The following is a 25,936-nucleotide window of genomic DNA, read 5'->3' on the forward strand; positions in this document are numbered from 1 at the left end:
CACGCCCTGCCACTGTGGTCGGAGAGCCCCTGGAGGATGACATGACCACATCGATCGAACCGACGAACCGCGTCGAGACCGTCTTGGCGAATGCCGTCGTGGACGACGCCGAGGCGGGCGTCTACCGCACCAACCGCAAGATCTTCACCGACGAAGAGATCTTCGAGCTGGAGATCAAGCACATCTTCGAGGGCAACTGGATATACCTGGCCCACGAGAGCCAGGTCGCCAACCCGGGCGACTACTTCACCACCTACATCGGCAGACAGCCCGTGGTGATCACCAGGGACAAGAACGGGAACCTGAACTGCCTGATCAACGCGTGCGCGCATCGCGGCGCCATGATCTGCCGCCGCAAGACCGACAACCGGATGACGCTGACGTGCCCCTTCCACGGGTGGACGTTCCGCAACGACGGCGCCCTCCTCAAGGTGAAGGACCCCGAGGGCGCCGGCTACCCGGAGACGTTCAATTCCGGGGGCAGCCACGACATGACGAAGGTCGCGCGGTTCGAGGGGTACCGCGGCTTCCTGTTCGGCAGCCTCAACGACGACGTGCTGCCGCTGGCTGAACACCTCGGCGACGCCACCAAGGTGATCGACATGCTGGTCGACCAGTCACCCGACGGTCTGGAGGTGCTTCGGGGTTCGTCGACCTACACCTACGACGGCAACTGGAAGGTGCAGGCCGAAAACGGCGCCGACGGATATCACGTCACCGCCACGCACTGGAACTACGCCGCCACGACCAGCCGGCGCACCACCGGCGAGTCGACGAACGACACCAAGGCCCTCGACGCCGGCAGCTGGGGAAAGTCCGGCGGCGGCTACTGGTCCTTCCCACACGGCCACCTGTGCCTGTGGACGTGGGCAGGCAATCCGCAGGACCGCCCATTGTGGGACAAGCTCGACGACCTCAAGTCGACGTTCGGCGACGCCAAGGGCGAGTTCATGGTCAAGGGTTCACGCAATCTGTGCGTGTATCCGAACGTGTACGTGATGGATCAGTTCTCAACCCAGATCCGCCACTTCCGACCGATCGCCCCCGACAAGACCGAGGTGACGATCTACTGCATCGCCCCCAAGGGCGAGAGCGACACCGCACGCTCGCACCGCATCCGCCAGTACGAGGACTTCTTCAACGCCTCCGGCATGGCGACCCCCGACGATCTCGAGGAGTTCCGGTCCTGTCAGCTCACCTTCCGCGCGGAGGCTGCGCCGTGGAACGACATGAGCCGGGGCGCCGAGCACTGGTTGACGGGTCCCGACGAGGTGGCCCGCTCCCTCGACATGGACGGCGTCATCTCCTCGGGCGTCAAGAACGAGGACGAGGGCCTCTACCCGGTGCAGCACGGCTATTGGCTGGACACGCTGCGCAACGCGCTGGGGCGCGAGCAGGACAAGGGGATGGGCGCGTGACCACGGTTGAGAGTTCTCAGAAGCTGTTGACCCACAACATGATCGAACAGTTCCTCTATCGCGAGGCCCGCTACCTCGACGACCGGGAGTTCGAGAAGTGGCTTGAGTGCTACGCCGAGGACGTCGTGTACTGGATGCCATCCTGGGACGACGACGACACACTCGTCGAAGACCCGCAGCGCGACGTCTCGTTGATCTACTACGCGAACAAGGGCGGCCTGGAGGATCGGGTGTTCCGCATTCGCACCGAACGCTCGTCGGCGACGTCGCTGCCCGAACCCCGGACCAGTCACAACATCTCCAACGTCGAAGTCATCGAACGCCGTGGCGACCTCGTCGACGTCCGATTCAACTGGCACACCATGTACTTCCGCTACAAGACCGTCGACCCCTATTACGGGACGTCCTTCTACACGATCGACTTCAGCGGCGAGCAGCCCGTGATCCGGCGCAAGACCGTCGTACTGAAGAACGACTACATCCACCACGTGGTGGACGTCTACCACTTCTAGGAGCGGGTCATGACTTCTTCGATCGACATCGAAACACATTCCGTCGCATTGTCCTTCGAGGACGGCGTGACCCGGTTCATCACGTGCCGACCCGATCAGACCGTCGCCGACGCGTCCTACCGGCAGCGGATCAACATCCCCCTGGACTGTCGCGACGGGGCCTGCGGCACGTGCAAGGCGCTGTGCGAGTCCGGCAGCTACGACGGCGGCACCTACATCGACGACGCGTTGCCGCCGGACGAGGCGCAGGCCGGCTACGTACTGCCCTGCAGCATGAAGCCGCGCTCGGACCTGGTGCTGCAAATCGCCAGCACCTCGGACGTCGCCAAGACCCGCGCCGCCACTCACACCGGCACCCTCGTACGCCTCGACCGACTGTCGAACACGACCATGGCCCTGGGGGTGGAGATCCCCAATCGTTCCGAGTTGGCCTTCTTACCAGGCCAATACGTCAACATTGCCGTACCCGGGACCGATCAGACGCGCTCCTACTCGTTCTCCAACTCGCCAGACGACGAGCTCTTGACATTCCTCGTCAAGCTGACCCCGGGCGGCGCCATGTCCGACTACCTGTCGACCCGTGCCGACATCGGTGACGCCATCACGTTCACCGGCCCCAACGGATCCTTCTTCCTCCGCGAGACCGACCGCCCGGTGCTCCTCCTCGCCGGCGGCACGGGGCTGGCACCCGTGCTGTCGATGCTGCGCACCATGCGGGGCGGCTCCCATCGGCGCAAGGCCCACCTGATCTACGGCGTCAGCACCGACGAGGATCTGGTGGCCCTCGACGAGATCGTCTCGCTTGCTTCCGATCTCGACGGATTCACCTGGAGCCACTGCGTGTCGGACCCCAATTCCACTGCACAGCACAAGGGTTACGTGACGCGACTAATCGAACCGAAGCACCTCTACGACGGCGACGTCGCGGTGTACCTCTGCGGGCCACCGCCGATGGTCGAGTCCGTCCGCACCCACGTCGCGCAAGCGGGTATCGAGCCGACCGGTTTCTACTACGAGAAGTTCGCGCTGGCCCACACCGGCGGCGAAGGCAGGCGGGAGACACCGCCCGCCCTTGCTGCGAGCGAGACCCTGCTCGTGTCGCGGGACGCCCGTGCCGTCGCCGGGCAGGTCATGCTTCCGAACTCGACCATCGCGGCGGTCGGCGGGACAACACCCCGCGTGGACGACGATTCGGCGATCCGGTGCATCGCGGGCCAGCAGATGACGCCCTCCCCCTCGACCGGACGTCCGGGACGTCTCGACCCCGACGATGGCGCGCTGATGCCCAGCGGCGCAGGGCATCTCGCCGGTCAAGAGCTCTTCGGTGCCGACGCCGCACCCGCTCCTGGCGTTGCCGCTGCCCCGGTGGTGTCCGAGGACGGCTACCAGATCGGCGAGGAGCATCCCGAGGTGCACGCCTCCGACGCGCTGTTCGAGGCACGGCAAGCGCTGGAACTCGGGGCCCTCGAACTGACGCTGGGCCGCCTGACCTCCGCACAACTGGCGGGGTATCGCCTCCTGGCCGAGTCGACCGTTCCCTACGTGCAGGACGACCACTTCGTCGACGCGGCCCAGTACACCGAAACCAACGCGGCGTTCCACGACTACCTGTTCACCCTCACCGGCAACGACCACCTGTTGCAGGCCTATCAAGCCCTCGGCGTCAAGGGCCGGATGAGCGAGGTGCTGCGGAACGCGACGTGGTGCCATCCGCTGTGCGCCCAGGACCACGTGGACATCGTCGCCGCGTTCACGGCGGGCGACCGCGACGCGGCACGGTCGTTGATCACCGCTCACGCGGGCCGCTCCAAGCAGACCATGCGCCGCGCCATGTCGGATGCGGCCACCGCACGCCGACCGAGGTTCGTCACGCCTGGCCGGTTCACCGGCAAGGTCGTGATCGTCACGGGCGCCGCCCAGGGTATCGGCGAGCAGACGGCACGGCGCATCGACGCCGAGGGCGGCACCCTGGTGCTCGCCGACCGCTCGGAGTTGGTCAAGGAGCTCGCCGACGAGCTGGCCGCGCACGGCGGCACGGCGCTGGCGGTGACCGTCGACCTCGAGCACTGGGACGGTGCCGAATCACTGATCCAACAAACCATCTCGGCATTCGGTCACGTCGACGTGCTCGTCAACAACGTCGGCGGGGCCATCAACTTCAAGCCGTTCATCCAGTTCACCGACGCCGAGATCCGGGCCGAGATCGACCGGTCGTTGATGACCACGCTGTACGCCTGCCGCGCCGTTCTGCCGTCGATGGTCGACCGCGGTCACGGCGTCGTCGTCAACGTGTCCTCCGCCGCGACCAAGGGCATCCACCGCATTCCCTATTCCGCGGCGAAGGGCGCCATCAACGCCGTCACCGCGTCGTTGGCCATGGAGTACGCCGGTGACGGAATCCGCGTCGTCGCCACCGCACCCGGGGGGACCGCGGCCCCGACCCGGCGGATCTCCCGGGGGACTCCCGAACCGCGCACCGACGTCGAGCGCGCGTGGTTCGACGCCCACGTCGAGCAGACGATCGACTCGTCCTTGATGAAGCGCTACGGCACGCTCGACGAGCAGGCGGCGGCCATCTGCTTCCTCGCCTCCGACGAGGCGAGTTACATCACCGGCACCGTGCTTCCCGTTGCGGGCGGCGACGAGGGCTGACGCCACTACGATGTGACGGTGCTCATCGAGCCGACCGGATGCGTCGGGCGCGACGACGAATTGTCCGAACTCGCCGCACGCCTTCATGGCACCGTCACCGACGGCGCCACGGTGGTGGCCGTCGTCGGCGAAGCGGGGTCGGGGAAGACGGCACTCCTGCGCGCGCTTTCAGCCAAGCACTCCAACACGCGGTGGGCCCGGGCCGTTCCCTGGGAGACGGACCTCCCGGGCGGCGTGCTCGCACAAATGCTGCAGGACGAGATTCCCGCCGACCCGGTCGACGCGGCCGCTCACCTCGTCGACCTGCTGCGCACCCCGGATCCGGTGCTTCTGCTCGTCGACGACGCCGACCACGCCGACGCCGAGTCCGTCCAGGCGATCTCGACGCTGGTGCGACATCAGCGCGAACTTCCGGTGCTCGTCGTGCTGGCGATGACCACCCCGTCGTCCATCCTGGCCGATCTTGCCTCCAACCGACTGTCGCTGACCGGGCTGTCGCCTCTCGCCGTCGCCGCCCTGGCCGCCGCCCGCGGCGGCACCCTGCACCCGTCGGTAGTCGGCACCCTCACCGAACACACCGGGGGAAATCCGCGCGACGTGATCGCCCTGCTCGACGAGGTGCCCGCCTCCGTGTGGACGCAGCCCGACGCGGTGTTGCCCGCACCGGGTCACCTTCGGGCGAAGGTCCACGACCAATTGGAGCGGTGCACCGCCGACGGACGAGCGCTCGTCGAGGCGCTGGCGGTCCTCGGTAGGGACGCCTCGCTGGCCGAGGCCACCGCACTCGCGGCGCTGACGGACCCACTTCCTGCGCTCGACTCGGCCATGACCGCAGGCCTGGTCGTCGCCGCCACGCCGTTCGAGCCACGCCTGCGCGACTCGACCACCTACGTCGCGGTGGTGGAGCTGATGGGGGTGCACGCCGTTGCCGAGGCGCACCGGCGAGCCGCCGATGTCGTCGGTGACGACGTCCGGCGCCTTCACCATCTCGTCGCGGCGACCCCGACACCGAATCCGACACTTGCAGAAGAGGTTGCGCGACTCGCGCAGGATCGTGGAGCCGAGGGGGCCTGGGCTCAGGCGGCCACGCTGTACCGCGACGCGGCCCGGCTCACCGCCGACCCGCTCCGCCACGACGAAAGGCTGACCCTCTCCGTCGACGCACTGGTGGCCGCTGGGGACTGCGTCGCGGCGGCGGCAAAGGTGCCCGCCGTGGAGAGCCTTCGAGAGACCCCGTTGCGCAACGCGGTGCTGGCCTATCTGGCGATCCTGCGGGGTCGTGCCGCCGAAGCGGAGTCACGTCTGAGCCGCGCATGGGACATCGTCAACGCCGAGCGCGATCCCGACATCGCCGCGCTGGTGGCGCAACGACACGTCCTCGACGCGTTGATCCGTTGTCGGGGAGACGAATTGGTGACGTGGGCCGACCGCGCGCTTGAACTCGCGGACAGCGACTCGCCCGCCGGAATCGAGTCGGCGGCGATCCGTGGCCTTGGACTGTTGGCGGCCGGTCACCCCCGCCGCGCCACCGAGGCCTACGCCGCACTCGGCGGTCGCGTCCGGCACGGTGCCCAGGCTCAGCGAGTGGTCATGGGGCGGGGGTGGGTCCAGCTCGTCTGTGACGACGTCGACGCGGCCCGCGCCAGCCTGGAGAGCGCCGTGGCCACCGCCGATCTCGGAGGGTCGACGCGAATCACGCTGTGGGCGTTGGCCTGGTTGGCGAGGGTCCACTTCGTCACGGGTGAATGGGACCGCGCGATGACCGCCGTCGACGGCGGGCGTGAGCTGGCGGTCACCAGCGGGATCGTGGTGACGACGCCACTGCTGGAATGGACGGCCGCACAGATCGGCGCGCTTCGGGGCGACTGGTCTGCTGCCGCGTCGGCGGCACGCGCCGCCGACGCCGTCACGGGAGACTACGAAATGATGGTGATTCCGACGGTGCTGGCGCGGGCGCAGATCGCCGAGGCGGAAGCGGACTACGCCAAGGTTCGCCGACTCGCCGCACCGCTGACCCGGATGTCGGCTGGCACGTCTTTGGAGGAGCCGGGCTACTGGCCGTGGCCCGACATATTGGCCAACGCCATGGTGCTCGACGGCGACCTCGACGGTGCGGACGCCTTCCTCAGGCCGCACGAGCGGCGTGCTGAGGCGCGTGGGCATCGGTCGGCTCGGGCCCGCCTTGGCTATGCGCGCGGACGGTGGCACGGCGCCCATGGCGACGTCCACGCCGCGCGGCGGTCGTTCGAGACGTCTCTCGAACTGCTACAAGGGCTTCCGCTGCGCTACGACGCCGCGCGCGTCAACTTCGCCTACGGACAGACGCTGCGGCGCGCCGGCAAGCGGCGACAAGCCGACGCCGTGATCAGCGCGGCCCGCGAACTCTTCCTGTCCCTCGGCGCGAAGACCTATGTCGCACGGTGTGACCGCGAGCTCAAGGCGGGCGGACTGCACCAGGTCCGTGGCACGCGGGACGGGGTGAGTCTGACGCCGCAGGAAGAGGCGGTCACGAACCTCGTCTCCACGGGCCTGTCCAATCGCGAGGTCGCCGCGGAGTTGTTCATTTCGCCAAAGACCGTGCAGTATCACCTCACTCGCGTCTACGCCAAGCTGGGCGTGCGCACGCGCTCGGAGCTGGCGGCATTGCGCCGCTGACCGCCGTCGCCGTTCAGCGGACCGTCTCGAACACCGCCGCCAACCCCTGGCCACCGCCGATGCACATGGTCTCCAGGACGAATCGCGCGTCGCGGCGGCGCGCTTCGAACGCCGCGGTCGCCAGGATGCGGGCGCCGGTGGCTCCGATCGGGTGGCCCAGGGAGATTCCCGAGCCGTTCGGGTTGACGCGCTCGTCGAGCGGGTCGACCTTCCACTCTGACAACACGGCCAATGCTTGGGCGGCGAACGCCTCGTTGAGCTCGATCAGGTCGACGTCGTCGAGGGTGAGCCCGGCCCGGTCCAGCGCAGCGGCCGAGGCACTCACCGGGCCGATGCCCATGACGTCGGGTGCGCAGCCGGTGACCGCCCATGACCGCAACGCCAGCATCGGGGTCAGCCCCCGCTTGTCGGCTTCGGCCCGGGTGGTGACGACACACATTGCGGCGCCGTCGTTTTGGCCGGAGGCGTTTCCGGCGGTCACCGTGGACTGGTCGTCGACCTTGATGCGGATCGGACGCAGCGCGGCCAACCGCTCGACGGTGATGTCGGCTCGCGGATGCTCGTCGCGGTCGACCACGGTGTCGGGTCGGCCCCGCGTGCCAGGAACCGTGACGGGGACCAATTCGTCAGCGAAACGTCCCTCCTCGTGGGCGGCGACGGCGCGGCGGTGCGAGCGCACCGACAGCTCGTCCTGCTCCTCCCTGGTGATGCCGTACTGGCGCCGCAGGTTCTCGGCGGTCTCGATCATCCCGCCGGCGACGGGATGGCTTGCGCCACCGGCTGTTTCACGGGCCCGGTCGAGACGATCCAGCAAGGCGACACCACCCTGGCGCACACCGGTGCGCAGCCCGAGTGCGTAGTGCTCGACGTTGGACATCGATTCGGCACCGCCGGCCACCACGATGCGGGCCGCCCCGGTGGCGACCTGCCCCGCGGCGTACAGCACCGCCTGCAGGCCCGAGCCGCATCGGCGGTCGACTTGCAGACCGGGCACCCCGGTGCCGAGCCCCGCGTCCAGCGCCGCGATTCGACCGATGGCGGGCGCTTCGCCGTTGGGGTAGCCGTTGCCGAGGATTACGTCGTCGACGTCACCCTCCCCCAGGCCGGAGCGGGCGACGAGCGCCTTGAGCGCGATCGTGGCCAGGTCGGCGGCGGACAGCGAGGCGAGGACGCCACCCATCCGGCCGACCGGGGTGCGCAGCGGGTGGCAGATCACAACGTCGGTCATCGCTCCACCGTATGGTCAGGATTAGACGGTGTGAAATACATAGAAGCGGTCGATTGAGACCATTGAGCTCTGGGTTTCCAGCACGCGTCCGGAATAGGGCGGTCACGACCGACGTTGCCGCAACGGGGCTGTCACCAACTCGCGGAGGCGATGCATGAAGATCGGAATCATCGGCGCAGGACAGATTGGCGGCACGCTGACACGCCGCCTGCGCGAACTGGGGCACGAGGTCGCCGTGTCGAATTCACGGTCACCGGAGACACTCGCAGATCTTGCCGCCGAAACCGGCGCGACGGCGGTGTGGGCCAAGGACGCCGCGACCGACGCGGATCTCGTCATCGTCAGCATCCCCCAGAAGAACGTGCCGGACCTCGCCGACAGAATCGTCGACGCCCGGACACCGGGCGCTCCGGTGATCGAGACCAACAACTATTACCCGCAGCAACGCGACGGTGAGATCGCGGCGATCGAGGACGGTCAGGTCGAGAGCGCGTGGGTCGCCGAGCAGATCGGCGCACCGGTCTACAAGGTGTTCAACGGGATTTGGTGGAAGCACCTGCTCGAGAACGGAAAACCCAGCGGTACGGCCAACCGCATCGCACTCCCCGTCGCAGGTGAGGACGGCCCCGGCCGTGAACTGGTGCACGGGATCGTCGACCAACTTGGGTTCGAGCCGGTCGACGCCGGTCCGATCTCCGAGTCCTGGCGCCAGCAGCCCGGAACCCCGGTCTACGGCAAGGACTTCGACGCCGACCGCACCCGCGAGGCACTTCGCGCGGCAACCCCGGAGCGCACGGCCGAGTGGTCCGCGCGCACCGACGGGTCACCCGCCTGATTCGTCACGGCGACTCCGAGGCAACGGTGTCCTCCCAGACCCGCTGCCGACGGGGACGATTGGGGATGTTCAGCGGCCACCAAAACCACCGGCCGAGGATTGCCGCGATGGCAGGCGTCATCAGGGACCGGACGATGAGCGTGTCGAACAGCAGCCCGAGCCCGATCGTCGATCCCGCCTGCCCGACGTGGCGCAGGTTGCTCGACAGCATCGAGGCCATCGTGAAGGCGAACACCAACCCTGCTGCGGTCACCACACTTCCGGTGCTGCCCATGGTCCGGATGATGCCCGTCTTGATTCCTGCCTCGACCTCCTCCTTGAATCGCGATACCAGGAGCAGGTTGTAGTCCGAACCGACGGCCAACAGGACAATCACCGAGAAGGCGAGCACGATCCAGTGCATGTCCATGCCGATGATCCGTTCCCAGATCAGCACCGACAGCCCGAACGACGCACCGAGCGACAGCAGGACGGTGCCGACGATCACCAGTGATGCCACCAAGGCGCGGGTGATCACCAACATGACCAGGAAGATCAGGACGATCGCGGCGAAGGCGGCGATCATCAGGTCGTACTTGGCCCCACTCTGGATGTCTCGGTATGTCGCCGCGGTGCCCGTGAGCGATACCTTGGCGTCGGCCAGTGGGGTCCCCTTGACCGCTTCGTGGGCGGCGATGAGCTCGTCGTCGACCACCGAGATGCCCAGCTCGGTCGCCGGGTCGACGTCGTGGGTGATGACGAAGCGGGCGGCCTTTCCGTCCGGTGACAGGAACAGCTTCAGGCCGCGCTTGAAGTCGTCGTTCTGCAGCACCTCCGGCGGCAGGTAGAAGTAGTCGTCGCTCTTGGACGCGTCGAATGCCTGCCCCATGGCGGCCGCGGTGTCGGTCATCTGCTGCATCTGGTCGAACAACCCGGAGAACGTGGTGTGAATGGCCTGCAGGGTCTGCTGCATGGTGGTGGCGGTGGCGATGATCGGCGGCAACTCCGCGGCCAGCGCAGGGGTGAGCGCGTTGATGTCGCCGAAGTCCTTGATCAGGGCCGTCATGTTGGCACTGAACCCGTCGACTCCGTCGACCGCGTCGAAGGCCGATCGGGCTCCCCAACACACCGGGATGTTGAAACAGTTGGGCTCCCAGTAGAAGTAGTTGCGTAGCGGGCGCACCGCGTCGTCGAAATCGGCCAGATGATCACGCATCTGATCCACCGAGTCCTTCATTGCCGACATGTCGGTGACGGTGCGACCCGTGGCGTCGGAGAACCGCGTCATCATCGTGTGCATGGTCTGCATCGACGTGATCATGGTGCCAAGGTCGGTTGACATCGTGTCCATGTCGTTCATCCGGGTCTTCAGAAACTGGAGGTTCTGCGTGATCGGCACCGATTGCATGCCGACCTGATACGGGATGGAACTGTGGGCGATCGGTGAGCCCAACGGCCGGGTAATGCTCTGCACCATCGCAATGCCGCGAATCCGGAACAGCGCCTTGGCGATTCGGTCCAAGACGATCATGTCGCCGGCATTCCGCATGTCGTGGTCGGATTCGACCATCATGACGTCGGGGTTGAGCCGTGCTGCGCTGAAGTGCTTTTCGGCCGCGTTGTATCCCTCGTTGGACGGCACCGTATCGGGAATGTAGTGGCGGTCCTCGTAGCTGGTCGTGTACCCCGGCACGGCAAGGATGCCAAGAACGGCGATGGCGACTGCCACCGCGAGGACGGGAACGGGCCAGCGGACCGTGGCAGTTCCGATGCGACGCCATCCGCGGGTCTTCAACGCCCGTTTCGGCTCCAAGAGGCCGAACCGGCTTGCGAGGGCGAGGATGGCCGGTCCCACCGTCATGGCGGCGGCGACGACGACGATCACGCCGATGGCCGCGGGCAAGGCCAACGATTTGAAGTAGGTCAGCCGAGTGAGGCGCAGGCACAGCACCGCTCCGGCGATGGTCAGCCCGGACCCCAGGATGACGTGTGCCACGCCACGGAACGCGGTGTAGTAGGCCGTTTCCGGGTCTTCACCGGACTGCCTCGCTTCGTGGTAGCGCCCGATGAGGAAGATGGCGTAGTCGGTACCGGCGGCGATCGCCAACGCGGTCAGCAGGCTCACCGAGAAGGTCGAGAAGTCGAGGAGCTTGGCGTGGCCGAGCAACGCCACCACGCCGCGCGCGGCACCCATCTCGACGCCGACCATGGCGAGGATCAGCAGTACCGTGCTGATCGAGCGGTACACGATCAGCAGCATGATGGTGATGACGACCATCGTGACGGCCATCATCGTCACCATGCTCTTGTCACCGGCGAGCGCGGTGTCGGTGGTGAGCGGCGCGGGCCCCGTCACGTAGGCGCGCACACCCGGCGGTGCCTGCGTGTGGTCGACGATGTCGCGTACCGCCTCGACCGACGCGTTGCCCAGGGTGCTGCCCTGATCGCCGGCGAGGTTGAGTTGCACGTACGCGGCCTTGCCGTCGGCGCTCTGTGCGCCGGCCGCGGTGATCAGGTCTCCCCAGAAGTTCTGGATGTGTTGGACGTGAACGGTGTCCTTCTGCAGCTCGTCGACCAGGGTGTCGTAGTAGCGGTGGGCCGCATCGCCGAGCGGTTGGTCGCCGACCAGGACGACCATGGCCACGCTGTCGGAGGTGAACTCGCCGAACTTCTTACCCATGTCCTTGGCAGCCATGACCGCCGGCGCATCCTGCGGCGACGACGACACCGCATTCTGCTGCCCCACCGCCTCGATCTGTGGCACCAGCAAGTTCAGTGCCGCCGTCACGGCGACCCAGGCGAGAATGATGGGAATGGCAGCCCTCCGCATGATGCGGGCGGCTCGGGACGGTCCTCCGTGGGCGCTCATGCGGCCTTGTCCAAACAGAATGCCTGGGCATCGCGTCCTGATGCGTGGTGTTCGGCGGTGACGGTTCCGTTGACCAGGATGCGACATCCCAGTGTCGAGACATCGGCTTGTGCAACGAGATTGGCGAACACACCGGGATCGGTGGTGGTCACCGACACCGACCACGGCAATTCGGTGAAGTTGGCCTCGCGGGTCTGCCCGTTCACGTCGAGGTAGCTCACCGAACCAGAGGCTCCGCGCGGCCCGACGACCTCATAGGTGACCGTCTTGCGGTTGAACGCCACGATGGCGTCGGTTCCCGCGCCAGCCGCCGACGCCGGGAGATCGGTGCCGAAGAACCCGCGCAGGCGCGACACTACGACCGCTGCGACCACGACGGCCACCACGACGATCAGCACGACCCAGAACCGTTTCGCCGCAGTGGCTATCGATGTCATGTTCACTTTCCATTCCTAGGCGTCTGATGGCGGCCGCACGTCGGACGACCTCGTCGACCGTGGGCCTGATGGCGCCGGATGGCCGCGACTGTCGCCGAGAGACCCACGCTCGGCGGGACCTCCGCCTTCCAGGTATACCCTACGGGGTATGGTATAAATGAAACATGACCACGCAGAGCGGTGACACACCACAGCCCCAGGCGCACGCAACCGCCGACATCGAAGCCACGCTCAACCGCTTGCGTCGAGCGCACGGCCAACTCGCCGGGGTGATCGGGATGGTCGAGCAGGGGCGCAGTTGCAAGGACGTCGTCACCCAACTCGCGGCGGTGTCCAAGGCACTGGATCGCGCAGGTTTCAAGATCATCGCGACCGGTCTCCGAGATTGCCTGGACGCCAAGTCCGACGGCACGCCCGCGCTCTCCATCGACCAGCTGGAGAAGTTGTTCCTCAGCTTGGCTTGACGCCCACTCCGGGCGCGCTACGAAAGGAAGTACGACCATGACTGACTCTCGCGACGGGACGGATTCCCCAACCCCCTCGGTGACGATCTGGTTCGACCCGGTGTGCCCCTTTTCGTGGAACACCGCGCGGTGGCTCGTCAAGGCCGGTGAGGCAACGGGATTCGACGTCGACTGGCAGCTGGCGAACCTGGCGATCCTCAACGAGGGCCGCGAACTTCCGCCGCAGCAGCAGGCACGCATGGTCGACTCGCGCCGCGTCGGCAGGCTCATGGCCGCGATCCGGCGCGACACGGGATCAGCGAGCCTGTCTGCGGCCTACTTCACCTTCGGCGAGCACTACTTCGACCAGTCACCCGGCGTCGTCGATGACGAGCTGATCGCGAAGGTGCTCAGCAGCGCCCATGCCGATGGGGTTTCCGCTGCCGCGCTGACGGACTCGTCCCTCGACGAGCTGGTGGCGAAGTCCCACGCCGCCGGGCAAGCCGCCCTCGGCGAGACCGGCGGCAGCCCCATCGTCTCCGTCGACGGACACGCCTTCTTCGGGCCTGTGCTGACCTCGGTGCCCACCGACGATCAGACGGTGCCGCTGTTCACGGCCCTCGCGACGCTGGCGAGGACTAGCTCGTTCACCCAGTTGCAGCGTCCGCGCCCAGCGCACTAAGGAACCACCATGTGTCATGCCGCGACGTGCCGCACCTGCGGAAAGACCACCTGGTCGGGATGTGGCCAGCACGTGGACGCCGTCAAGCGAGGGGTGCCCGCAGCCCAGTGGTGCGGCGGCCACCCGAAGACCGAGGCTTCGACGCCCCGCCGAAGCCCGTTCTGGAAGAACTGGAAGAAGAGGTAGGAACATGACGACCAAACAGCAGCTAGTGATCCTCGGCGCGGGCATCGGCGGCCTCAGCGTCCTCAAGGAACTCGCCGAGACCGGAGTTTCGATGGACGACCTAGACGTCACCGTCGTCGACGAGGACTTCTCCCACTTCCTCGGCTTCACCCTGCCGTGGGTGATGCGCGGCTGGCGCGACGAGGACAGCGTCCCGATCCGACCCAACCCCCAAGCACTCCAAGGGATTCGCACGGTCACAGGATCGGTGAAGCGCGTCGACCCCGACGCACACACCGTCACCCTGACCGATGCCACCGTCGTCCCGTTCGACGCCCTGGTCATCGCCACCGGGGCGCGCAACGCCGTCGACGCGGTCCCCGGGCTGCAACACGCCATGGACGCTGGCACGGCCGTGCACTACTACAGCGCCGCCGCCGCCGCGGACGCCCACCGCGCACTGACGAACTTCACCGGCGGGAAGCTGATGTTCCTCGTCACCTCAGCGCCGTATCGCTGTCCGGTCGCCCCCTACGAAGGTGCCCTGCTCGCCGCGGACCTGCTGCAGGACAACGACTCCCGCTCGGTCACGACGATCGACGTCTACAGCCCCGAAAAACAGCCGATGCCTTCGGCCGGCCCCTACGCCGGCCAGGAACTCATCACGATGCTGGCGGGCAACGGCATCGAGTTCCACGGCGAGCGCAGTGTCGCCACCGTCGACGGAGACCGACGCCGCGTCCAGTTCGCGGACGGCACGACCGCCGACTTCGACCTCCTCGTCTTCGTGCCCCCGCACGCGCCCGCCGTCACCCTCGACGGAGGCGGGTGGATCACCGTCGACGCGACCACCATGGAGACCGCCCATCCCGGGATCTTCGCCATCGGCGACGCCACGACCGTCACGTCCCCGTCCGGGCGGCCGCTGCCCAAGGCTGCGATCTTCGCCAAGAACGGTGCCGCAGCAGCAGCGCAGAACGCCCTGCACTACCTCGGCAAGAGCGACCACGACAGTCCCATCTCCGGTGAGGGCTACTGCTTCATCGACACCGGCTCGCACACCTCGGCCCAAGGCAAGGGAGACTTCTTCGGCCTCCCCCACCCCGCGATCCACCTCACCGCGCCGTCGACGGCACTCCACCACGACAAGCAGCAGGAAGAAGACGACTGGCGGGCACTCTGGGAGTCGGAGCCCGTCGCCGCGAACTGAACGGCCGAGCACCAGCTACCTTCGTAGTGTGTCAGCACGCTTTCGAGACGGGGCGCGATGAAACGCGCGGACGTTCTGGTGGTCGGTGGCGGGCCTGCGGGCCTGGCACTGGCCGGGGCGTGCAGTCGACTCGGGTTGGCGACCGAGTTGGTGGACCCCTCTCCTGAGCGGCCGTGGACGGCGACCTACGGCATGTGGAGCGGTGAAATTCCCGCCGACTTGCCGACGTCCGTTATCGCGGCGCGCGCCGCCGGGCGTGCGATCGCGGTGTCAGCGCACCAATTGGGTTGGGAATACGCCGTTCTCGACGTGCCTGCGCTGCAGGCGCACCTCAGCGACGGCCTGACCGACGTACGCGTTCACGCCGGGCGAGTGGTCGGGTCCCCCGAGGCTGGCGTCGTCGCCCTGGCGGACGGGTCGCAGCTGCGGGCCTCGGTCGTCGTCGACGCCGGAGGTGGAGCGCGGCCGCTGGATCGGATCAGGCCCCGTCGACCGGCTGCGGCCCAAACCGCCTACGGATTGGTAGTCGACGAGGACGCCGCCGCGCCGCTCGTGAAGCCCGGCGACGCCCTGTTCATGGACTGGCGTGCCGATCACGGCGAGACGGGCTGGCCGACGTTCCTCTACGTCATCCCCCTCGGCGGCGGCGAGGTGCTTGTCGAGGAGACTTCGCTGGCGCGCCGGCCGGGGCTGCCGCTGTCCACCTTGCGCCGGCGGCTGCACGCCCGGCTGGCCCACCACGGTGTCCGGCCACCGAATGACGCTCGCAGCGAACGAGTTTCGTTTCGAGTGGATCACCCTCGACACCGCGGGTCCGGGGTGCTCGGCTTCGGTGCGGCCGCACCGCTCATCCATCCCGCGACGGGGTTCAGCCTGGCCAGCTCCCTGCGACTCGCACCGCAGGTGGCCTCGGCGCTCGCCGCGCACTTGCCGGCCGACCCCGGCGCGGCTCTGGCGGCCGCGCAGAAGACCGTGTGGCCGCTCGACGCCCGCGTGGTGCACCACGTCCGGCGGATCGGCTTGGAGTCGTTGCTGCGAATGCCACCCGCCGACGTCCCGGCCTTCTTCGAGCAGTTCTTCGCGCTTCCCGAGCCGCACCGGTGGACGTACCTCACCGCCCGGGACGACGTTTCCGGCATCGTCGCCGCGATGAACTGTCTCTTCCGGACCTCTGGTGGGCGGCTGCGTCGGCACCTCATCACCTCGGCCCTGCGGCCCGGGGTGACGAGCAACGAGACTGCTACTCGAACATCTTGCCGGGGTTGAGGATTCCCGCCGGGTCCATGGCATCCTTGATGGCCCGGTGCATTCCCATCACCGTCGGCGACAATTCGTTGACCAGACCGCCGCGCTTGAGCAAGCCGACGCCGTGCTCACCGGTGATGGTGCCGCCGAGGTCGAGTGCGGCGTCGAGAATGCCGTCGAACGCGGCGTGAATTCGCCGCCACAGGTCGGCATCGTCATCGGACGGTCCGATGATCAAGGGATGCAGGTTGCCGTCGCCGGCATGCGCGATGTTGGCGATCTGCACGTCGTGCCGAAGTGCCAGCGCCTCGATGCGACCGAGCATCTCCGGGACGTTCTCCTTTGGCACACAGACGTCTTCGGTGATGACCGGCCCCAACCGCTCGAGCGCCGGGTATGCCAGGCGACGGGCCGCGAACAAGGCGTCGCCCTCGGCGGCGTCGGTGGATCGTTCGGCCCAGTTGGCGCCGCTGGCGCGGAAGTGCTCGACGATCTCGTCGGCCAGTGCCGTGCCGGTGGGCTCCGGGTCGTCCACCCTGGCGAGCAACAGCACGTCGCCCGCGTCGGTCAACCCCATCTGCTTCCAATCATCAACGGCGCGTAGGCAATACCGGTCCATTAGCTCCAACGCCGACGGGGTGATGCCCGCCGCGCCGACCGCGCGCACCGCGACGCCTGCGGCAACCAGCGACGGGAAGAAGCCAGCCACCGTGATCGGCGAGCTGGGCAAGCTGCGGAGGCGGACCGTGATCTCGGTGACGATGCCCAGCGTTCCCTCGGACCCGACGAGCAGGCTGACGAGGTCGTAGCCCGCGACTCCCTTGGCGGTTCGGCGCCCGATGCGAACCACCTCCGCCGACCCGGTCACCACCTCGAGTTGGAGGACGTACTCGCGGGTGACGCCGTACTTGACGCAACACAGTCCGCCGGCGTTGGTGGCGACGTTGCCGCCCATCGTCGACCACGGAGAACTCGCGGGATCGGGTGGATACCAGAGTCCGTGCTCTGCCACCGCGGCTCGAAGATCGTCGTTGACCACGCCCGGCTGAACCACCGCCAACCGCTCCAGCGGGTTGATCTCGAGGATTTCCGACATCGCCTCCAAGGACAGCAGCACGCAACCGTCGACGGCGTTGGCGCCACCGGACAGCCCGGTGCCCGCACCGCGTGCCACGACGGGGGTGCGGTGCCGCAGACAGATCTCGACCACCTGGCGCACCTCTTCGGTGCTACGGGCACGTACGACGGCCGCCGGCTCGCCGACCGGGGCCCCCGCCGCCTGATCCCGGCTGAGACTGCGGGCCACGTCGGCGTCGACGACCACTCTGCCGTTCGGGAGCGCGGCCTTGAGGTCTCCGACGAGCGTGTCGGCGGCACTCGTCAGTGGCTGAGCCGGTGGCGTCATGCGGTGACCTCCAGTGCCTCGGGGCGCGTGGTGAAAAGGCTAGTCCCGACGTCAGCGCGGCAGGCTGCGGCCCAGCCGACCACGCGCGCGCAGCGGGTACCCGCGTCGCAATCTGCCCAGCGCCCCGCCGACGGACCGCGCGACCGACGCGCCGACCAACAACCCGACCGCAATCGCGCAGACCACCGTCACCACCCCGAACGCGTTCGCCCCGCCACCGTCGGGGTCGGTGACGAGGGCCGTGGTGGACAGCAGCCCGAGACTGCCGGGGACCAGCAGCCAGAACGCCGGGAGCATCACCACCAGCCGCGGCAGATTCGGACGGACGGCCTCCACCAGCGAGGAGCCCAGGGTGGCGGCGACGGCCCCGAGGAAGCTGCCAATCGCGGCGCCGCCGACGTGCTGCCCGAAGCTCTGGGCGGCGAAGGCGAGGATCAGGACCACCGTGATCCAGGGCAGCAGCCGCACCGGCGGGCTTTCCAAGACCCCGATGCCGACGCTGATCAGGATCAGCCCCACCGGGGCGGCCCACCAGCCAAGTGTCTCGACCCGGAAATTGGTCAATTCGGCTGCCGGCACGGTGATTACGTGACTGGCCGCGACGATGCCGAGGGTGAACAGCAGCAGCTGCACCAACCCGAAGGTCAACCGCGACGTTCCGGCCACCATGTCGCCCGCGGCCAGTTCGGACATCGCCGTGACGATCAACGCGCCAGGCAGCAGTACGGCCAACGGCGGCAGCAGCGTGCGCAGCGGTCCTTCCAACAAGTCGGCGTTGGAGGCGGCGAACACCCCGCACGCCAAGAGGAATGACGCCAGCATCGGCAGAAGCGTGGCGATCAAGGCGAAGCGCTGCCCGAGCCGGAAGAGCGCCACCACCACGACCGCGCCCACGGCAGCGAAGGCGACGTTGGCGCCGCCCGGTTGGAGGATCAACGCGATGCCCGTGGCGATCGCGATCCAGCCGAGGTTCGCCATCCACTCCGGATAGCGCGGTGGGCGGTGGCGGAGATCGCGCAGCTGTTCGGTGGCCTCGGAGACCGTGAGGGTGGACTGCGACAACCGATGCCGGATCGTCCGAACCTCGGCGGCCTGGTCGAGTCGCAACCCGCCCTGGACTGACTCGAACGTGGCGGGAAGACCGCTGGCCAGGTTGAGGAACACCCCGGTCGGCGACGCCGCGATCTGGACGTCGGGGAAGCCGAGCGAGGTGCTCACCTCGGCCAGCTCGTCCTCCACGTCGCTGACCGGCTGCCCCGTGGCGACCATCGCGGCACCCAGATAGGCCAGCAGGGCTCGGACGGCGTCGTCGTCTTCGGACACGCAGTCACTCTGCCAGGTGTGGCAAGCGTCGCCGGCTACGTCAGCACGGCGGTCCGCGCCGCGTTCACCGCCACGGCGTCGGTGATGGTCGGCAAGGACACCTGCAGGCTCGACACCCTCAGCGCCCCGAAGGCGCCGAAGTTCTCGTAGTTCGCCGTCGACGCGACCAGCTGCAGCGTGAGGGTCTGACCGGGCCGCAACGTCTGCGCCACCGGCTCCAGCGAAATGCTGAACGTGCGCGTCTTGCCGTCCAGCGTCACGGGAATCGGCGTCGCCTGATTGCCGAGAACTGCGCCGGTCGAGTCGTCGACGAGTTGCGCGAAGACGTGCCGGCTGGTGCCGGTGCCGGAGTACGTCAGGGTCAGCTGCGGCGCGCCCACCACGTACGTCGTCGTCGTGACCGTGGGAATGGCGACGTTGAAGGCGTTGGCCGCCTTGGTCGCTCCGATCGGAAGGACGCCGAACAACGGCCCGGAACCGAAGATCAGCGGCACCAGCGGCAGCACGCCGGCGTGGCCGCTGGACGCGACGATTGGCGCGCCCGCATTCTTCGGATCGAGGCTCGATGTGTAGTACTGACCGCGTTGGTCGACCCATTCGAACGTCGGCCCGGTCGACACGTCTAGGCCCTTCACGTAGCGCGCCAGCCAGTTCAGCGTCGCGTCGGTGACCACCTGACCGTCGGTGGGGTCGAACAGGTTGTTGGTGCAGAGCCCGTGTCCGCCGCAGAACCACACCATCTTCGTCGGCACGCCGGCGCCGAGTGCGGCCGCGTTGGCCTGCGCCTCCTGCAGCGAGAAGAGGGTGTCGACGGTGCCCTGGATGATCAGGGTCGGCGCGGTCACGCTGCCGAGCAACGCGGCGGGTCCGCGTTCGGCGAGCAGGGCCTGCTGCGCTTTGGTGAGTACCCCTGTCAGAGCGCCCTGGACGGACGCGGGGTAGATCGCGGGATTGGGGCGTGCGCCGGTGAGCAGGAGCGCGGCGGTGAGCAGGGTGCCCCACCCGCTCTTGAACGCGGCGCTCTTGTACAGCGAGGTGTTCAGCGTGTTCCAGGAGATGCTGGGCACGATGGCGTCGACCCGGTGGTCGGTGGCGGCGGTGACCCACTGGATGCCGCCGCCGTAGGACGCGCCGACCATGCCGAACCGCGGATCGCCGGGGGAGTCGAGTTGCGCCTCGGGTTGGGTGGCCAACCAGCTGACGATGGCCGACACGTCCTTGGCCTCGTAGTCCGCCGAGTCGAGTTGAAGGACGCCGCCCGATCGGTACTCACCGCGCGGATCCCAGGTGACCACGTTGTATCCGGCGTGGCGCAGCGTGCCGACGCCCACCGCGCCGAGTGCGTCGGTGAGGATGCCGTCCAGCGGCGTGACCTCGAGGCTCGTCGACCCGGGCATCCCGAGTCCGGGGCCCTGGAGGATGGTCGGCGCGGTCTTCCCGGCCCCCAGTCCGCTCGCGGGCATGAAGTGGACGTAGATCTTCGTGCCGTCGAACGACGTGATCATCACGTCTCGCGACACCGGTGCGCCAGGGGCGCCGGGCTGCACCGGGTAGCCGATGAACGGATGGATGACGTCGCCGACGATCGGGATCATGTGGATGGCGGCCACGATCGGCGTCACGAACACCGGGCCGATCACCGGAATCTGCTGCAACCACGCCAGCGGTGGCGTCTGGATCACGGCCACCGGCGGCGCGGCCGCGGTGACGGCGGCGGCCAGTTTCGCAGTGGTGACGCCGGCATCGGACGACGCGGCGCGCGTCGCCGGCACCAACGTCTCCTTGCGTGCCGCCGCGGCCACCGTCCACGAGACCGGCGAGTCCGGGGGCGAGGCCGGCGACCCGCCGGTGTGGGGGTCGGCCAGGTCGACGACGGCCGCGGGCACGGCGGTGACGGCGTCGTGCGACACCGCGGTCGGGGTCGGCGCGGTCTCAGTCGGCTCGGTCTTGGCCGGCACCGACTCCTTGGCCGGCTCCGTGTCCTTGGCCGGCTGGGTGTCCTTGCCCGGCTGAGTCTCCTTCGTAGGCTCGGCGTCCTTGGCAGGGGCGGTCGCGTTCGAGGAGCTCTCGGTGTCGGGCTTCGCCGTCGTGGCGGCGGAGCCGACGGGCGTCGAGCGGGAACCGCGGTGCGGCTTGCTCGTGATCGTGACGGTGCGCGCCGGCTTCTCCGTTGCGACCTTCGTCGGAGTGTCGGCGTCCTCGTGCGCGCCCACCGAGCTCGTCGACTGACCAGGCGAAGAGTTCGACTCCGACTTCGCCGACTCGGCCGACGATGACGACGACGACGACGAGGAGTCCGACGAGTTGGACTGTCCGGTCGTGTCAGCCGAGGCGACGCCGCACCCCAACCCGATGACCGCGCCAATTCCCAACGCCGCGGCCAAGCCGCCGATCCGACCTACGTGTGCTGATGCCCCCATGCGCCGACTGAACCCCGTTCGCGACCGATGTCGATGAGACGTGCGTCCCGACTGGGACGCTAACCGTCTGCGTCCGTTCGTGAAGCTGCTTCCGCGAAGAAAACCGTCACGGTGAATTGGGCTCTTGGCGAACCGCTTTCACGTCCCCTATCCGACAGCGGACTCACAGCGCGCGATTCGACCGCGGCCGTCTTCGCTAGGCTGCAGACGACGACCAGGTCGTGGCCGTCCCGACGAGGCACCCGCGAGGAATTCCCACATGCAGATCGCCATCCTGCTCTACCCGGGGTTCACCGCGCTCGACGTCATCGGGCCCTACGAGGTGCTGGGACGACTTCCCGGCGCGGAAGTCGTCTTCGTCGCGGAGAACCCCGGTCTCGTGGTCAACGACCTCGGCAGCCTGTCGATCAGCGCCGTCGCCGGCCTCGACGCGGTCACCAAGCCCGACGTCCTGGTCATCGGCGGTGGGCCGGGCCAGGTCCACCAGATGGAGGACGGCACGCTGCACGACTGGCTGCGCACAGTCGACGCGACCACGACGTGGACCATGTCGGTCTGCACCGGTTCGCTGATCCTCGCCGCGGCGGGCCTGCTCGAGGGCCGCCGCGCAACCACCCATTGGCTTGCCCTGGAGCAACTGCGCGAACTCGGCGCAACGCCCACGGATGAGCGCGTCGTCATCGACGGCAAGTACGCCATCGGCGCCGGAGTCTCCGCGGGAATCGACGCAGCCCTCGTCCTGGCCGGCCGCATCGCCGGCGACGACATGGCCCAGGCGGTACAGCTGATCATCGAGTACGACCCACAGCCGCCGTATTCGTCGGGCTCGGCCGCGACGGCTCCGGAGTCGGTGGTCCGCGACGTCAAGGAAATGCTCAAGGGTCGACGCTAGAAGCGTCCTCCGACAAGCTCACATGCGCCCGCCGGAGGCGTCGATCGTGGCCCCGGTGATGTAGGACGCGTCCTCGGAGAGCAAAAAGGCTGCGATGGAGGCGATTTCGCTGGGCTCGGCGCGCCGGCCGAGGGCGTAGACCGCCTTCAGGATGTTCTCCGGTGCCACCAGACCACGCAACGACGGCGGGGTGTAGCTCGACCCGTGCTTGGCTGCCATGTCGGTCGCCGTCCCGCCTGGAGCGATGGCGTTGATCGCGATGCCGCGCTCGGCCAGTTCCGGCGCCAGGTTGAGCACCATTGCGGACACGGCGGCCTTGCTGGCGGCGTAGAGGGTGTGCTGGTACACCGCGATGCGGGCACTCACCGACGAGGTGAGCAGGATTCGCCCGCCGGCTCCCATCGCGGTCGCGGCGGCCTGCGCGGCGAACAGCTGGCCGGCCACGTTGATGCCGAACACCTTGGTGAAGTCGGCCGCGGTGATCGACTCCAGCGCACCGAAGTACTCGACGCCCGCATTGCTCGCCAGGAGGTCGAGGCCACCGAATTCGGCGACCACGCGGGCCACTAGATCCTTGGTCTGCTCCGGGTCGGAGACGTCGGCCTTGAACGCCGCTGCTCGGTGGCCCGCCACGGTCAGTTCGTTCACCAGAGCCTCGGCCGACTCGGCGTCGGCGACGTAGTTGACGGCCACCTCGGCGCCGTCGGCGGCCAACTTTCGCGCGATCGCGGCGCCGATGCCTCGGCCGCCCCCCGTGATCAAGGCCCGCTTGCCTGCCAGTCGTCCTGCTGCGGTCATGGTGGTCGGCCTTCCTATTCGTTCGGATGAAACGTGTTGTGGTGGAACATCGGTCGTCGATGCAAGGATGCGCGTGAGCGCGAGGCGTCGATCTGGGTCGACGGCGGCGGCGATGCCCCCGAGGCGGCTCAGTTGACTCTGATTCAGCCCGCCCGGATCGGCGGCGCGGCCGTCGGCGAACGGCGCCGCGGAACTGCCGAGGTCGGCGGTGGAGGCCGTGTCACGCAGGCCGGCCAACCCGCCCTCGATGCGGGTGCGGGCGGAATCCTCGGCGGCGTTGCCCACCGCGTGCAACAGCAGTGGGCCGGGCACCGCGGTCAACGCCCCGTCCCGGGTGGGTGCGGCGTTGTCCAGGTTGCGCAGTTCGACCATCGCCAGCGACGAGTCCGCTGCTGCGGCGACTCTCAACATCTCACCGGCCGCGCCGAACCCGTCCTGCCCCAGCCACCTGCCCATTCCCAGTGCGGCAACGGGATTGGGCGGGTCGAGGTGAATCTGCGCGAGCCGCGCCGCGTCGGCCGGTGCCCAGCTGCTGTCCACCGCGGGTTGCGGCGCCGCGCGCAGGGCCTCCAACAGTGGACGCGCCGCCTCCGCACCTTCCGGTGATGCGAAGGACAGGTGCACGACCGGAACCCCCCGCAACGCGGGCGGGAACACCGGGGCACCCGGTGGTGTGTGCAACACGCTGAGTGTGGTCGACAGCGCGTCGCCGATCTGCGCCATGGCATTCGCCCACGCCTCGGCGACCGAGTCGAGCGCGTCGACGCTCCACAGCTGATATCCGGCCCAGAGCTCCTGCGGCTCAACCTATTCCATGGTGAGGGTCGTGGCCACACCGACCCCGCCGCCACCCCGAAAAGCCCACAGCGCCTCACGGTCGACGACGTCGTCGGCGTCCTCGGTGGCCCGCCTCGCCTGCCCGTTGCCGTCGACGTAGTCAACCGCCAGCAGTGCCGAACTCGCCATCCCGTGCGGCCGGGTCAGGTATCCCACTCCGCCGCCGAACGTGTAGCCGGCGACGCCGACCGTGGGCGAGGAGCCGGCCAATCCGAGCAGCCCGTCGCGCTCGGCCACCGCGTTCACCGCCGACCACGTCGCACCGGCACCCACGCGGACGACGTGCCCGGCCACGTCCACGTCGACCGAGTCCAATCCGGACGTGTCCACCAATAGGTGATCCGCACCGATCGGCGCCCCGGCGCCGTGCCCGCTGGCCTGAACGGCGACCCGCAGATCGTGCTCAGCGGCCCACCGCACGGCGTCGGCGACCTCGTCTGCACTGCGGGCGTGCGCCACCCTGGCTGGCCGCTGCACCACCGTGGCGTTGTGCGGAGTCGTCGCGGCCCGATAGGCAGAACTGTCGGGTGAGGACAGGAGATCGTCTCGCATGTCGGTCATTCCGTTCCGTGGGTTTCCTAGGTGCTCAGGAGAAGAGGAGGAGCGCCGTGGTGACGAGCATGACAGCGGCGGTGGCGCCGTGGACGCCGTATGCGATCGACTTGGCTCCGCCGCTGCGGAGCACGATGGCGGCGTCGCCGAGCGGGATGATGATCGCCGCCAGGATGATCCATCCGAGGAGGTGGGTGGCACCCGCGATCATCACGACGATCACGAAGAGTCCCGAGGCGATGTCGCGAATGCCCTTGACGCTCAGGTAGGCGCGGGTTCCCGGTTGGTCGACGTCGGCGAGCACGCCGTAGCCGGCGGCCGCGACGCGCGGCGCCACGAGGAAACGGGCACCGAGGAAGATGATCGCGGCGGCGATGAGGCCGGCCAGCACGTAGCCGATGGTGACGGTCATGGCGAACGCTCCTAGGTAAGTCAGTGAACGGGTGAAAACGACGTCGGCTCAAGCAGAGTCGTCTGAACGTCGACGACGTCGGCGTCGGCATCCGGCGGATAGCCGATCAACGCGAAGAGTCGATTTCCTTGGCCACCCGATTCGGTCCACACCCCGTGCGTGGTCACCCCGAACGTGGCGAAGGTGGTGAGGTGACGAACCCAGTGGACCGTCGCGTACTGCGAGAGGGCTTCGGGTGATCGCAGGGTGTAGGTCCTGAGCTGGAGCATGGTCGCCTCCTCTTGAGTGAACCCCGTGGGTGGCGCCCTCAGGTGTTAGCAACGCTAGCGGTCCACCAAACGGCTGTCAATAGCACTGCTATCGGTTCTAGCTGTGATACTTTGGGCCATGGCAATCGAAGATCGTCGAGAGCGGGAGCGGGCCGCCCGCCGCGACCTGATCGTCGCCACGGCCCGCAAGCTGGCCGAGTCCGAAGGCTGGGAAGCCGTGACCACGCGACGTTTGTCCACTGAGATCGAGTACAGCCAGCCCGTTCTGTACAAGCACTTCGCCGGCATGGAGCAGATCGCCGCAGCCGTCGCAATCGACGGTTTCGGCGAGCTCGCCGACGCGCTGCAGGCAGCCAACTCCGGTAGCGGCGCGCTCGGTCGTGTCGCGCAGGCCTATCTCGACTTCAACAGGGATCACCCGGCGGTGTACGACGCGATGTTCTTGCGAGCGACCACCTTGCAGTTCGCGGCCGACGAAACCCCGCCTCAGTTGAGCGCGGCCTTCGCCGCGCTGAGAGAGGCTGTCGGCGACGCCGCGGGCGGACAAGATGCCCAGACGCTCACCGAGGTCTTCTGGGCCGCGTTGCACGGCTTGGCCATCCTCACCCGCACGGGACGGCTGCGCCCCGGCTACGAGTCGGAGCGACTGCAACTACTCGTCGACCGCTTTACCCGAGCATGACGGTGCGCCGATGCCT

20 protein-coding genes and 1 pseudogene are annotated in these 25,936 nt (G+C 68.2%); 11 read left to right on the forward strand and 10 right to left on the reverse strand.

Features of this window, described 5'->3' with window-relative positions; genetic code table 11:
• Positions 1-41 precede the first annotated feature (41 nt).
• Genes benA through ASD37_RS12010 form a run of 4 tightly spaced genes read left to right on the forward strand, consistent with a single transcriptional unit; the run spans position 42 to position 7,237 of the window.
• Positions 42-1,418 carry a benzoate 1,2-dioxygenase large subunit gene (gene benA, locus ASD37_RS11995; RefSeq protein WP_056553088.1) on the forward strand — a complete coding sequence of 459 codons (1,377 nt, stop codon included), beginning with the start codon at positions 42-44 and terminating at the stop codon, positions 1,416-1,418.
• Positions 1,419-1,456: 38 nt separating this feature from the next.
• Positions 1,457-1,930, forward strand: coding sequence for a benzoate 1,2-dioxygenase small subunit (gene benB, locus ASD37_RS12000; protein WP_235568362.1), 474 nt, complete (start codon positions 1,457-1,459; stop codon positions 1,928-1,930).
• A gap of 9 nt (positions 1,931-1,939) precedes the next feature.
• Positions 1,940-4,582 carry a benzoate 1,2-dioxygenase electron transfer component BenC gene (gene benC, locus ASD37_RS12005; RefSeq protein ID WP_056551216.1) on the forward strand — a complete coding sequence of 881 codons (2,643 nt, stop codon included), beginning with the start codon at positions 1,940-1,942 and terminating at the stop codon, positions 4,580-4,582.
• Positions 4,583-4,606: 24 nt separating this feature from the next.
• Positions 4,607-7,237, forward strand: a complete 2,631-nt coding sequence (locus ASD37_RS12010; RefSeq protein WP_056553091.1) for a LuxR family transcriptional regulator — start codon at positions 4,607-4,609, stop codon at positions 7,235-7,237.
• Positions 7,238-7,250: 13 nt separating this feature from the next.
• Here ASD37_RS12010 and ASD37_RS12015 read toward each other — a convergent pair whose 3' ends face one another.
• Positions 7,251-8,465 carry an acetyl-CoA C-acetyltransferase gene (locus tag ASD37_RS12015; RefSeq protein WP_056551217.1) on the reverse strand — a complete coding sequence of 405 codons (1,215 nt, stop codon included), beginning with the start codon at positions 8,463-8,465 and terminating at the stop codon, positions 7,251-7,253.
• Between the two features lie 151 nt (positions 8,466-8,616).
• Between ASD37_RS12015 and ASD37_RS12020 the strand changes: the two are divergent.
• Positions 8,617-9,300 (forward strand): annotated as a pseudogene (locus ASD37_RS12020) (NADPH-dependent F420 reductase); the annotation flags it as partial.
• Between the two features lie 4 nt (positions 9,301-9,304).
• Here the strand turns inward: ASD37_RS12020 and ASD37_RS12025 are convergent.
• Entirely contained in the window at positions 9,305-12,148 is a 2,844-nt protein-coding gene (locus ASD37_RS12025; RefSeq protein WP_056551219.1) for an RND family transporter, read from the reverse strand.
• Positions 12,145-12,585, reverse strand: a complete 441-nt coding sequence (locus tag ASD37_RS12030; protein ID WP_156720860.1) for an MmpS family transport accessory protein — start codon at positions 12,583-12,585, stop codon at positions 12,145-12,147. Before ASD37_RS12030 ends, ASD37_RS12025 begins: the two co-directional genes overlap by 4 nt.
• A 164-nt stretch (positions 12,586-12,749) precedes the next feature.
• On the opposite strand from ASD37_RS12030, the gene ASD37_RS12035 reads away from it, so the two are divergent.
• From ASD37_RS12035 to ASD37_RS12050, 4 genes are all read left to right on the forward strand, one after another.
• Positions 12,750-13,049 (forward strand): metal-sensitive transcriptional regulator, encoded by a 300-nt coding sequence (locus ASD37_RS12035; protein ID WP_082570101.1) that lies wholly within the window; start codon positions 12,750-12,752, stop codon positions 13,047-13,049.
• 37 nt (positions 13,050-13,086) lie between these two features.
• The gene (locus ASD37_RS12040) at positions 13,087-13,710 is read left to right on the forward strand and encodes a hypothetical protein (RefSeq protein WP_056551220.1); all 624 of its coding nucleotides are present in this window, start codon (positions 13,087-13,089) and stop codon (positions 13,708-13,710) included.
• Between the two features lie 190 nt (positions 13,711-13,900).
• A complete protein-coding gene (locus ASD37_RS12045; protein ID WP_056551221.1) occupies positions 13,901-15,085 on the forward strand; it encodes an NAD(P)/FAD-dependent oxidoreductase in 1,185 nt (394 codons plus the stop codon).
• 57 nt (positions 15,086-15,142) lie between these two features.
• Positions 15,143-16,351: a lycopene cyclase family protein gene (locus ASD37_RS12050; protein ID WP_056551222.1), complete on the forward strand. Its 1,209-nt coding sequence runs from the start codon at positions 15,143-15,145 to the stop codon at positions 16,349-16,351.
• Here ASD37_RS12050 and ASD37_RS12055 read toward each other — a convergent pair.
• Genes ASD37_RS12055 through ASD37_RS12065 form a run of 3 tightly spaced genes read right to left on the reverse strand, consistent with a single transcriptional unit; the run spans position 16,326 to position 21,478 of the window.
• A complete protein-coding gene (locus tag ASD37_RS12055; protein WP_056551223.1) occupies positions 16,326-17,735 on the reverse strand; it encodes an FAD-binding oxidoreductase in 1,410 nt (469 codons plus the stop codon). The two genes, ASD37_RS12050 and ASD37_RS12055, sit on opposite strands and share 26 nt — an antisense overlap.
• A 51-nt stretch (positions 17,736-17,786) precedes the next feature.
• Positions 17,787-19,058 (reverse strand): threonine/serine exporter ThrE family protein, encoded by a 1,272-nt coding sequence (locus ASD37_RS12060; RefSeq protein WP_056551224.1) that lies wholly within the window; start codon positions 19,056-19,058, stop codon positions 17,787-17,789.
• 35 nt (positions 19,059-19,093) lie between these two features.
• On the reverse strand, positions 19,094-21,478 hold the full coding sequence (locus tag ASD37_RS12065) for a CocE/NonD family hydrolase (RefSeq protein WP_082570102.1): 2,385 nt from the start codon (positions 21,476-21,478) through the stop codon (positions 19,094-19,096).
• Positions 21,479-21,737: 259 nt separating this feature from the next.
• Between ASD37_RS12065 and ASD37_RS12070 the strand changes: the two genes are divergently transcribed.
• On the forward strand, positions 21,738-22,370 hold the full coding sequence (locus ASD37_RS12070) for a DJ-1/PfpI family protein (RefSeq protein ID WP_056551225.1): 633 nt from the start codon (positions 21,738-21,740) through the stop codon (positions 22,368-22,370).
• Positions 22,371-22,388: 18 nt separating this feature from the next.
• On the opposite strand, the gene ASD37_RS32210 is transcribed toward ASD37_RS12070, so the two are convergent.
• The 4 genes from ASD37_RS32210 to ASD37_RS12090 all read right to left on the reverse strand — a co-directional run bounded on the left by ASD37_RS32210 (position 22,389) and on the right by ASD37_RS12090 (position 25,238).
• A complete protein-coding gene (locus tag ASD37_RS32210) occupies positions 22,389-23,891 on the reverse strand; it encodes an SDR family NAD(P)-dependent oxidoreductase (protein WP_235568100.1) in 1,503 nt (500 codons plus the stop codon).
• Positions 23,892-23,975: 84 nt separating this feature from the next.
• Entirely contained in the window at positions 23,976-24,566 is a 591-nt protein-coding gene (locus tag ASD37_RS12080) for an FAD-dependent oxidoreductase (RefSeq protein WP_056551226.1), read from the reverse strand.
• Between the two features lie 25 nt (positions 24,567-24,591).
• Positions 24,592-24,969 (reverse strand): DUF4267 domain-containing protein, encoded by a 378-nt coding sequence (locus ASD37_RS12085; RefSeq protein WP_056551227.1) that lies wholly within the window; start codon positions 24,967-24,969, stop codon positions 24,592-24,594.
• A 20-nt stretch (positions 24,970-24,989) separates the two neighbouring features.
• Complete coding sequence (locus ASD37_RS12090) at positions 24,990-25,238, reverse strand: NIPSNAP family protein (RefSeq protein ID WP_056551228.1); 249 nt, start codon at positions 25,236-25,238, stop codon at positions 24,990-24,992.
• Between the two features lie 118 nt (positions 25,239-25,356).
• Between ASD37_RS12090 and ASD37_RS12095 the strand changes: the two genes are divergently transcribed.
• A complete protein-coding gene (locus ASD37_RS12095; RefSeq protein ID WP_056551229.1) occupies positions 25,357-25,920 on the forward strand; it encodes a TetR/AcrR family transcriptional regulator in 564 nt (187 codons plus the stop codon).
• The last annotated feature ends 16 nt before the right edge of the window (positions 25,921-25,936 follow it).

Origin of the sequence: Mycobacterium sp. Root135 (assembly GCF_001426545.1) — a bacterium.
In the GTDB taxonomy this organism is placed as follows: Bacteria; Actinomycetota; Actinomycetes; order Mycobacteriales; family Mycobacteriaceae; genus Mycobacterium.